The sequence below is a fragment of the Streptomyces sp. NPDC058373 genome (assembly GCF_042723275.1).
Taxonomy (GTDB): Bacteria; Actinomycetota; Actinomycetes; order Streptomycetales; family Streptomycetaceae; genus Streptomyces.
On the sequence record NZ_JBHXJE010000022.1, the window covers coordinates 86,616 to 96,369 of the forward strand.

Here is a 9,754-nt window from a genome sequence, read left to right on the forward strand (position 1 = left end):
CGTCGTCCGTCCTTGTGCCGGTCATGGTAGCCGCACCCCGCTCGTCGCCACACCCTGTCACCGCGATGTCACTGTGCACGTAAGCGCAAACGCGGCGGGGGACCGGAAGGTTCCCGCCCGCCGCACCGCGGCCCCGCTCGCGCGGGAGGCGGCAGCGCCACGTCCCGCCACGGTACGCCCCGCCGGCCCCGGCTCCGCGCCCAGGGGCGCGGCCGCGGGCCGGCGGGGCCGGCTCACCCGTCCTCGCTCATCCACCCCTCCATGACCGCCAGCAGGTGGTCGGGGTCGACGGGCTTGGTGACGTAGTCGGAGGCACCGGACTCGATGGCCTTCTCCCGGTCGCCCTTCATCGCCTTCGCGGTCAGCGCGACGATCGGCAGCCCCGCGAACTGCGGCATGCGGCGGATCGCCGAGGTGGTCGCGTACCCGTCCATCTCCGGCATCATGATGTCCATCAGCACGACCGCGACGTCGTCGTGCTGCTCCAGCACCTCGATGCCCTCGCGGCCGTTCTCGGCGTAGAGGACCGCCAGGCCGTGCTGTTCGAGGACACTGGTGAGGGCGAAGACGTTGCGGATGTCGTCGTCCACGATGAGCACCTTCTGGCCGTCGAAGCTCACCGGCTCGCGCGCCGGGCGCTCCTCGGGCGGCGCGTCCAGCGGCGTCCCCAGGGAGGTGATCCGGGCGGGCTGCCCCTCTCCGGCGCCCGCGGCCCCGGCCGCCGCCTCCTCCGCGGCCCTGCGGCGGCGGCGGAAGAGGGAGACGGGCCCGTTGCGGGTGTCCTTCAGCGGCTCCGTGGGCACCGGCTCGGTGCTCTCGGGCCCCTCCCCCGCGGTCAGTTCGCCCTTCGGCTCGACGGCGGGGGCGAGCTGCGCGTACCCCTGCGGGGGCAGCTCGGCGGGGTGCAGCGGCAGGTAGAGCGTGAAGGTCGAGCCGCGGCCCGGCTCGCTCGCCGCGTGGATCTCGCCGCCGAGCAGGCGGGCGATCTCCCGGCTGATGGAGAGGCCGAGGCCGGTACCGCCGTACTTGCGACTGGTGGTGCCGTCGGCCTGCTTGAACGCCTCGAAGATGACCCGCATCTTGCCCGCGGCGATGCCGATCCCGGTGTCGGTGACGGAGAACGCGATGAGGTCGGCGTCGGCGTCGGCCAGCGAACCGGCCTCCAGCAGCTGCTCCCTGATCGCGTCGGGCACGTCGGCGGAGGCCGGGCGGATGACCAGCTCCACGGCGCCGCTGTCGGTGAACTTCACCGCGTTGGACAGCAGGTTGCGCAGCACCTGCAGGAGCCGCTGCTCGTCGGTGTGGAGGGTGGCGGGCAGCTCCGGGGAGACCCGGACGGAGAAGTCCAGCCCCTTCTCGGCGGTGAGCGGCCGGAAGGTGGCCTCCACGTAGTCCACCAGCTGGACCAGGGCGATCCGGGTCGGGCTGACGTCCATCTTGCCCGCCTCGACCTTGGAGAGGTCGAGGATGTCGTTGATCAGCTGGAGCAGGTCGGAGCCCGCGCCGTGGATGGTCTCGGCGAACTCCACCTGCTTCGGGGAGAGGTTCCCCTCGGCGTTGTCGGCGAGCAGCTTGGCGAGGATCAGCAGCGAGTTGAGCGGCGTGCGCAGCTCGTGCGACATGTTGGCGAGGAACTCCGACTTGTACCGCATGGAGACGGCGAGCTGTTCGGCGCGCTCCTCCAGGACCTGCCGGGCGTCCTCGATCTCGGTGTTCTTCACCTCGATGTCGCGGTTCTGGCGGGCCAGCAGCTCGGCCTTGTCCTCCAGTTCGGCGTTGGACGCCTGGAGCGCCTTCTGCCGCTGCTCCAGCTCCTCGGAGCGGTCCCGCAGCTGCTCGGTCAGCTCCTGCGACTGCTTGAGCAGCTCCTCCGTCTTGGTGTTGACGCTGATCGTGTTGACGCTGGTGGCGATCATCTCGGCGAGCTGGGCCAGGAAGTCCCGCTGGATCTGGGTGAACGGCTGGAAGGCGGCCAGCTCGATCACGCCGAGCACCGTGCCCTCGAAGAGCAGCGGCAGCACGATCACGTGGGCGGGCGGTGCCTCCCCGAGCCCCGAGGCGATCTTCAGGTAGCCGGCGGGCACATGGTCGACCAGGAGCGTCCGCTTCTCCTGCGCGGCGGCCCCGATCAGCGACTCCCCGGGCTTGAACGCGGTCGGCATCGACCCCATCGAGTAGCCGTAACTCCCGATCATCCGCAGCTCGTACGCGTCCTCGCGGGCCTCCGCCGACGGGTCCGGGTCCTCCTCGGTGGGCGCGGCGATGAAGAACGCGCCGTGCTGCGCGGAGACCACCGGGGTCAGCTCGCTCATGATCAGCGAGGCGACGTCGGTGAGGTCGCGGCGGCCCTGCATGAGGCCGGAGATCCGCGCGAGGTTGCCCTTGAGCCAGTCCTGCTCCCGGTTGGCGAGGGTGGTGTCGCGCAGGTTGGTGATCATCGTGTTGATGTTGTCCTGGAGCGCCTGGATCTCTCCGGCCGAGTCCACGTCGATCGTCAGCTGGAGGTCGCCGCGGGTGACCGCGGTGGCGACCCGGGCGATGGCGCGGACCTGGTTGGTCAGGTTGTCCGCCATCTCGTTGACGGACTCGGTGAGGTCGCGCCAGGTGCCGTCGACGTCCCGCACGCGGGCCTGCCCGCCGAGCTGCCCCTCCGTCCCCACCTCGCGGGCGACCCGGGTGACCTGCTCGGCGAAGGAGGAGAGCTGGTCGACCATGGTGTTGATGGTCGTCTTCAGCTCGAGGATCTCGCCGCGCGCGTCGATGTCGATCTTCTTGGTCAGGTCACCCTTGGCGATGGCGGTGGTGACCATCGCGATGTTGCGGACCTGGCCGGTGAGGTTGGAGGCCATCGAGTTCACCGACTCGGTGAGGTCCTTCCAGGTCCCCGAGACGCCGGGCACGCGCGCCTGGCCGCCCAGGATGCCGTCGGTGCCCACCTCGCGGGCGACGCGGGTCACCTCGTCGGCGAAGGACGAGAGCGTCGTCACCATGGTGTTGACGGTGTCGGCGAGCTGGGCGACCTCGCCGCTCGCCTCGACGGTGACCTTCTTGGTCAGGTCGCCGTTGGCGACGGCCGTGGCGACGTGGGCGATGTTCCGCACCTGGCCGGTGAGGTTGTTCGCCATCGTGTTGACGTTGTCGCTGAGGTCCTTCCAGATGCCGGTGACACCGGGCACCCGGGCCTGGCCGCCGAGGTTGCCCTCGGTGCCCACCTCGCGGGCGACCAGGGTCACCTGCTCGGCGAAGTTGGAGAGCTGGTCGACCATCGTGTTGACGGTGGTGACCAGTGCGAGGATCTCGCCCTTGGCGTCGACGGTGATCTTCTTCGACAGGTCGCCACGGGCCACCGCGGTGGTGACCTCGGCGATGTTGCGGACCTGCATGGTCAGGTTGTTGGCCATGCTGTTCACCGACTGGGTGAGGTCCTTCCAGGTGCCGGAGACACCCTGCACCTCGGCCTGGCCGCCGAGGATGCCCTCGGTGCCGACCTCCCGGGAGACGCGGGTGACCTGCTCGGCGAAGGCCGACAACTGGTCCACCAGCGTGTTGAGGGTGTTCTTCAGCTCCAGGATCTCGCCCCGGGCGTCCACGTTGATCTTCTGGGACAGGTCGCCGCGGGCGATGGCCGTGGCCACCTGGGCGATCTGGCGGACCTGCGCGGTGAGGTTGCCGGCCATACCGTTCACCGAGTCGGTCAGGTCGCGCCAGACACCGGCGACGCCGGGCACCTGCGCCTGGCCGCCGAGCCGTCCCTCCGTACCGACCTCGCGGGCGACCCGGGTCACCTCGTCGGCGAAGGCCGAGAGCTGGTCGACCATCGTGTTGATGGTGTTCTTGAGTTCCAGGATCTCGCCGCGGGCGTCCATGCCGATCTTCTGCGAGAGGTCGCCCTGCGCCACCGCCGTGGTGACCTGCGCGATCTGCCGCACCTGCGCGGTGAGGTTGCCGGCCATGAGGTTGACGGAGTCGGTCAGCTCCTTCCAGGTGCCGCTGACCCCGTCCACCTGCGCCTGACCGCCCAGGCGGCCCTCCGTACCCACGTCCCGGGCCATCCGCGTGACCTGGTCGGCGAAGGAGGAGAGCTGGTCCACCATGCGGTTCACGGTGTTCTTCAGCTGGAGCATCTCGCCGGAGACGTCCACGGTGACCTTCTGCGACAGGTCGCCGTTGGCCACCGCCGTCGTCACCTGCGCGATGTTGCGCACCTGGCCGGTGAGGTTGCGGAACGCCGTGTTGACCGAGTCGGTCAGGTCCTTCCACGTCCCGGCCGCGCCCCGGACCGTGGCCTGGCCGCCGAGTTCACCCTCGACGCCGACCTCCCGGGCCACCCGCGTCACCTCGGCGCCGAACGCCTGAAGCTGGTCGACCATGGTGTTGACGGTGTTCTTCAGCTCCAGCATCTCGCCGGAGACGTCCACGGTGACCTTCTGCGACAGGTCGCCGTTGGCCACCGCCGTCGTCACCTGCGCGATGTCGCGCACCTGCGTGGTCAGGTTCCGGAAGACCGTGTTGACCGAGTCGGTCAGGTCCTTCCAGGTCCCGGCGGCGCCCGGCACGTTGGCCTGCCCGCCGAGCTGCCCCTCGACGCCGACCTCGCGGGCGACCCGCGTCACCTCGTCGGCGAAGGTCCGCAGCGTCTCGGTCATCTGGTTGATGGTCTCGGCGAGTTGCGCGACCTCGCCGCGTGCGCTGACCGTCACCTTCCGCGACAGGTCACCGTTGGCGACCGCCGTGGTGACCTCCGCGATCCCGCGGACCTGCGCGGTCAGGTTGGAGGCCATGAGGTTCACCGAGTCGGTGAGGTCCTTCCACACGCCGTCCACACCGGGCACCTGCGCCTGCCCGCCCAGCTCGCCCTCGGTCCCCACCTCGCGGGCGACGCGCGTCACCTCGGAGGAGAACGACGACAGCTGGTCCACCATCGTGTTGACGGTGTTCTTCAGTTCGAGCATCTCGCCCGCGACGTGCACCGTCACCTTGCGCGACAGGTCACCGCGGGCCACCGCGGTGGTCACCAGCGCGATGTCCCGCACCTGCGCCGTGAGCCGGTACGCCATGGTGTTGACCGAGTCCGTGAGGTCCTTCCACGAACCGGACATGCCGCGCACCTGCGCCTGCCCGCCGAGCTTGCCCTCGGTGCCGACCTCGCTGGCCACCCGGGTCACCTCGTCGGTGAACCGCGACAACTGGTCGACCAGGTTGTTCACCGTCCGGCCGACCTTCAGGAACTCCCCGCGCAACGGGTGCCCGGAGCCGTCCGGAGCCTGCGTCCGCAGCTCCATCCGCTGCTCCAGGTCACCGTCGGCTACCGCGGAGAGTACCCGGCCGACCTCGGAGACCGGGTGGACCAGGTCGTCGACGAGGGCGTTGGACGCCTCGATCGCCGACGCCCAGGAGCCTTCGCAGACCCCGGTCTCCAGCCGTTCCGTGAGTTTTCCCTCACGTCCGACCGTGCGCCGCACCCGCGACAGCTCGCCAGTCAGATGCAGATTGCGGTCCGCGACCTCGTTGAACAACGCGGCGACCTCGGCCATCACGCCGTCGCCGGTCACCGTCAGACGACGCCGGAAATTGCCGTCGCGCATCGCGGCCAGGGCGGTCTTCAGGCGCTGGAGCTGGGCCGCGTCCACCTCGACCGTCCCACCCCTGGGCGCACTTCGGGACCGACCGCCCTGTCCGCGCGTGGTCGTGCTCCGCGCCGCTGCGCCAGACTCCACCGTGTCCCTCCCGCAAGGGTTGACGTACTGCCGGGTTGCTCGGGCCGTTGCACAGAGCATTCCCAGTGTTTCACCCCGGCCGAACCAGGCCATAACAGTTCGGCAGCTTCGCACACCGTCCGCACACCCTCCGGACCAAAACCGCGCGACCGGCATCCGCCGGGACCGTGAAGGTAAGTAACCTGGCACCAGGCTGTCCAACCACCCCGGTATGCCCGGCCTGGGCGGTGGCACACGTACGTACGGGCATCGGAGGGGCGGCCGGAGGAATGGGACTGACGTTGCCCGGGGAACACTCCCCGGCATCCGGGGCGGAGTACCCCGACCACGGGAGCCTTGACCCCGCCGACAACCGCACGAGGAGTTCTGTGATCACGGCGCGGGCCGCCCACACCTTCGAACCGGTCGGGCGCTCGGTGGCGGCCGCCCGCGCCTTCGTCCGCGACACCCTCCAGGGCTGGGGCTTCGGCGACGTCGTGGACGACGCCGTGGTCCTCACCAGCGAGCTGGTCACCAACGCCGTCGTGCACGCGGGAACCGCCGCGGAGGTGCTCTGCCTGCGCTCCGGCGACGGCGTCCGCATCGAGGTCTCCGACCGCTATCCGGAGCGCGAGATCCCGCTCCAGTCCAGCGGCGTCCAGATGGGCAGCCCCGACCGCGAGGGCGGCCGCGGCCTCCAGCTCTGCGCCGCGCTCGCCTCCCGCTGGGGTGTGGAGTACTCCCCCGCCCACAAGCACGTCTGGTTCCGCCTCGACCTGCCCGAGCGCCAGGTCGGCACCCGCACCGCGGGCCCCTCGGTCTCCACCGAGCTGCTGCCGCTCGCCGACGACCGGGTCCGCGTCGCGGTGATACAGATCGACAGCGAGGGCGCCGTCTCCGCCTGGAACGACGACGCGCAGGAGCTCTTCGGCTACCCGGCGAAGCAGGTCACCGGCAAGCCCTTGACCGACTACGCCGCGTGGCCGCACACCCCCGGCACCAGCACCGGCATCGCCGAGGCTCTGCGCCTCTCCCGCTGGGAAGGCAGCTACGGCATCCGCGCCGCCGACGGCCGCGTCGTCCCCGTCTACGCCTCGCACCTGCGCGTCCGCGACCCGCAGGGCGAGCCGTCCACGGTCTGTCTGCTGGTCCGCGACGACGAGCGCGCCGTCCTCGCCACCCCGCAGCGCGGCAGCGCCTCGGAGGCCGCGCACCGCACCGACGGCCAGGCCACCGACCCGTTCGAGACCTTCATCGGCTCCCCCGCGCCGGACGACCTCGACGGCCTCCTCCAGCGCACCGTGGAACGCTCCCGCGACATGCTCGACGGCGACGCCGCCTTCCTGCTGCTCGCCACCGACGACGAGACGGAGCTGGAGGTCCGCGCCACCACCGGCCTGCCCTCCGCCCGCCAGCGGTTCGCCCGCGTCCCGGTCGACACCGGCTCCGGCCGGTACGGCACGGCGCGGATGCCCGCCGTCCACGAGGACCTCGCCTCCGTCCCGGGGGCCGTGCCGCTGCTGGACGGCACCGGGATGCGCTCGGTGGTGACGGTCCCGCTCAAGGTCGAGGGCCGCCTCACCGGTTCGCTCGGCGTCGCCGCGGAAGGCGCCGGCCGCTACTCCAACGAGGAGGCGCTGCGCCTGCAGTTCGCCGCCGACCGGATCGCCCTCGCCGTCGAGTCGGCCCGCCTGGGCGAGCTGGAGCGGCTGCGCCGCGGCTCGCTCTCCTTCCTGGTGGAGGCCTCCGACCTGCTCGCGGGCACCCTCGACCGGGACCAGACGCTGGCGCTGATGGCGCAGATGACGGTGCCGACCCTGGCCACCTGGTGCGCCGTCTACACGATCGCCGACACCGCCTCCGACCCGTACCTCTCCTACGTGCTGCACGAGGACGAGGAGCGCATCGACGGCCTCAAGGCGCTGCTGTCCCGCATCGACCCGCCCGAGCCGGTGCCCACGCCGGGCGCGCGGGTCTGGCCCGCCCCGGCGCGCGCGGCGCACGAGGCGGCGCTGGAGGCGTCCGTGCGGAGCCTGGACGACGAGCCGCACCACCTGGGCTCGGGGATCGGCTCGACCCTGACCACGGCGGCCTCGGTCGGCGGCGAGACGGTCGTGCTGCCGCTGGTGGCCCGCAACCGCGTCATCGGCATGCTGGTCCTCGGCAAGCCCTCGGAGGACCACTTCCGCCAGGAGAACCTGGAACTGGCCGAGGACCTCTCCCGCCGGGCCGCGCTCGCCCTGGACAACTCCCGTCTGTACTCGGAGCGGATGGCGATCAGCCAGTCCCTCCAGCGCAGCCTGCTCCCGCCGGAGCTCCCCGTGGTCCCCGGCGTCGAGGTCGAGGTCATCTACCGCGCGGCCGGCGAGGGCAACGAGGTCGGCGGCGACTTCTACGACCTCTTCACCATCCCCGACGGCGCGTACGGCTTCGCCATCGGCGACGTCTGCGGCACGGGACCGGAGGCGGCCGCCGTGACCGGCCTCGCCCGCCACGCGCTGCGCCTGCTGGCCCGCGAGGGGTACAGCGGCCCGGCCGTCCTGGAGCGCCTCAACAACGCCATCCTCGACGAGGGCGAACGCAGCCGCTTCCTCACCCTGCTCTACGGCGAGCTCCGCCCCCAGCAGGACGGCAGCGCCCTGCTGAAGGTGGTCTGCGCCGGCCACCCGCTCCCGCTGCGCCTCCGCCAGGACGGCTCCGTGGAGGCCGCCGCCGAACCGCAGCCGCTCCTCGGCGTCATGGACGACCTTGTGCTGTACGAGCAGACGGTGCGGCTCGACCCAGGAGACGTCCTGCTCTGCGTCACCGACGGCATCACGGAGCGCCGCGAGGGCAGCCGCATGCTGGGCGACGACGGCCTGGCGGAGGTCCTGAAGGGCTGCACCGGGCTGACGGCGGGCGCGGTGGCGGCACGCGTCATGCGCGCCGTCGAGCGGTTCGCCGCCGACTCCCCTTCGGACGACATGGCGATCCTGACGATGCGCGTCCCGGAGCCGCAGCGGAACTGACCCGGAGGGGCCGGCCGGAACCGGCCCCTCACGGCATGAGAAAGGCCCCCGCCCATTGGGCGGGGGCCTTTCTTTTCTGAGCCCCAAAACGGAATCGAACCGTTGACCTTCTCCTTACCATGGAGACGCTCTGCCGACTGAGCTATTGGGGCCGGCTGCTGCTTTTCGCGGTGTTCCGCGTTGGCAACGAGAAGAAGCATACCTGAATTCGAGCGCCCCTCGCACCACCCCCTCAGCGGCCGGAACTCAGGCCGGCTGCAGCAGCCCGCCGAGCGCGTTGCAGGCCGACACCAGGCGGTGCAGCGCCCGCCGCTCCCCCACCGGTACGAGCGGCAGCGCCAGGGTGTCGTCGGCGGCCCGCTCCGTCTCCGGGAGCCGTACGTCGCGCCAGTGTTCCGCGGTGCGGTGCAGCGGCGTCTTGACCGGCACGGTGCAGTCGACGCCCTTGGCGCGGAGCGCCCGCGCGAAGGCGTCCCGGTCGGGCCGCCCGTTGCCCGGCACCCGCACCACGTACTGCGTGTACGTGTGGTCCCGGTCGCGCTCGGGAGTCCCGACCCCGCGAAGCCGCTGGTCGAGGTGGGCCGCCGCCTCCCGGCGCTCCTCGACGCCCGCGGGCCCGCCGACCGCCTCTTCCCGCTCCTCCAGCACGAGCAGCCCGTGACGCTCTCCGTGGCCCCGGAGCTGCCACATCGGCGCGGGACGCCCGAACCGGTGCACGGCGACGACGGCGGCCGTACGGGGCCCGGTGACGGCGTCGACCGCCTCGGCCACCAGGCAGTAGGTGTGCGGGTCGATGTCGGCGAACACCGGCAGTGCCCCGGCGGCGACCACGGCTTCCGCGAGGCCGGCGCGTCCGAAGGCCGGCACGACCACCTCGTCGCCCCGCCCGACTCCCGCGGCCCTCAGCATCTTCTCTGTCCCCATGCCGGGAATGGTGACGGCGGAGGGTGAACGGAAGGTGGCCGAAAACAAAAAAGTGGTGGGGGGCCCGCCCCACGCCCGCGGCCCCCCCCGATTAAAAAATGATGGGCGGGGGCGCCGAAGCCCCAC

General features: G+C 71.6%; 3 protein-coding genes and 1 tRNA gene. 1 reads left to right on the forward strand and 3 read right to left on the reverse strand.

All coding sequences use genetic code 11. The features are described 5' to 3' along the window. Positions 1 to 233: 233 nt before the first annotated feature. Positions 234 to 5,630 (reverse strand): HAMP domain-containing protein, encoded by a 5,397-nt coding sequence (locus tag ACFWMZ_RS15490; protein ID WP_383201931.1) that lies wholly within the window; start codon positions 5,628 to 5,630, stop codon positions 234 to 236. A gap of 455 nt (positions 5,631 to 6,085) precedes the next feature. Between ACFWMZ_RS15490 and ACFWMZ_RS15495 the strand changes: the two genes are divergently transcribed. Further along, positions 6,086 to 8,704 (forward strand): SpoIIE family protein phosphatase, encoded by a 2,619-nt coding sequence (locus tag ACFWMZ_RS15495; protein WP_383175516.1) that lies wholly within the window; start codon positions 6,086 to 6,088, stop codon positions 8,702 to 8,704. 79 nt (positions 8,705 to 8,783) lie between these two features. On the opposite strand, the gene ACFWMZ_RS15500 is transcribed toward ACFWMZ_RS15495, so the two are convergent. Next, positions 8,784 to 8,856, reverse strand: a tRNA-Thr gene (locus ACFWMZ_RS15500). A gap of 94 nt (positions 8,857 to 8,950) precedes the next feature. Continuing rightward, entirely contained in the window at positions 8,951 to 9,628 is a 678-nt protein-coding gene (locus ACFWMZ_RS15505; RefSeq protein ID WP_383175513.1) for a DegT/DnrJ/EryC1/StrS family aminotransferase, read from the reverse strand. Positions 9,629 to 9,754 lie beyond the last annotated feature (126 nt).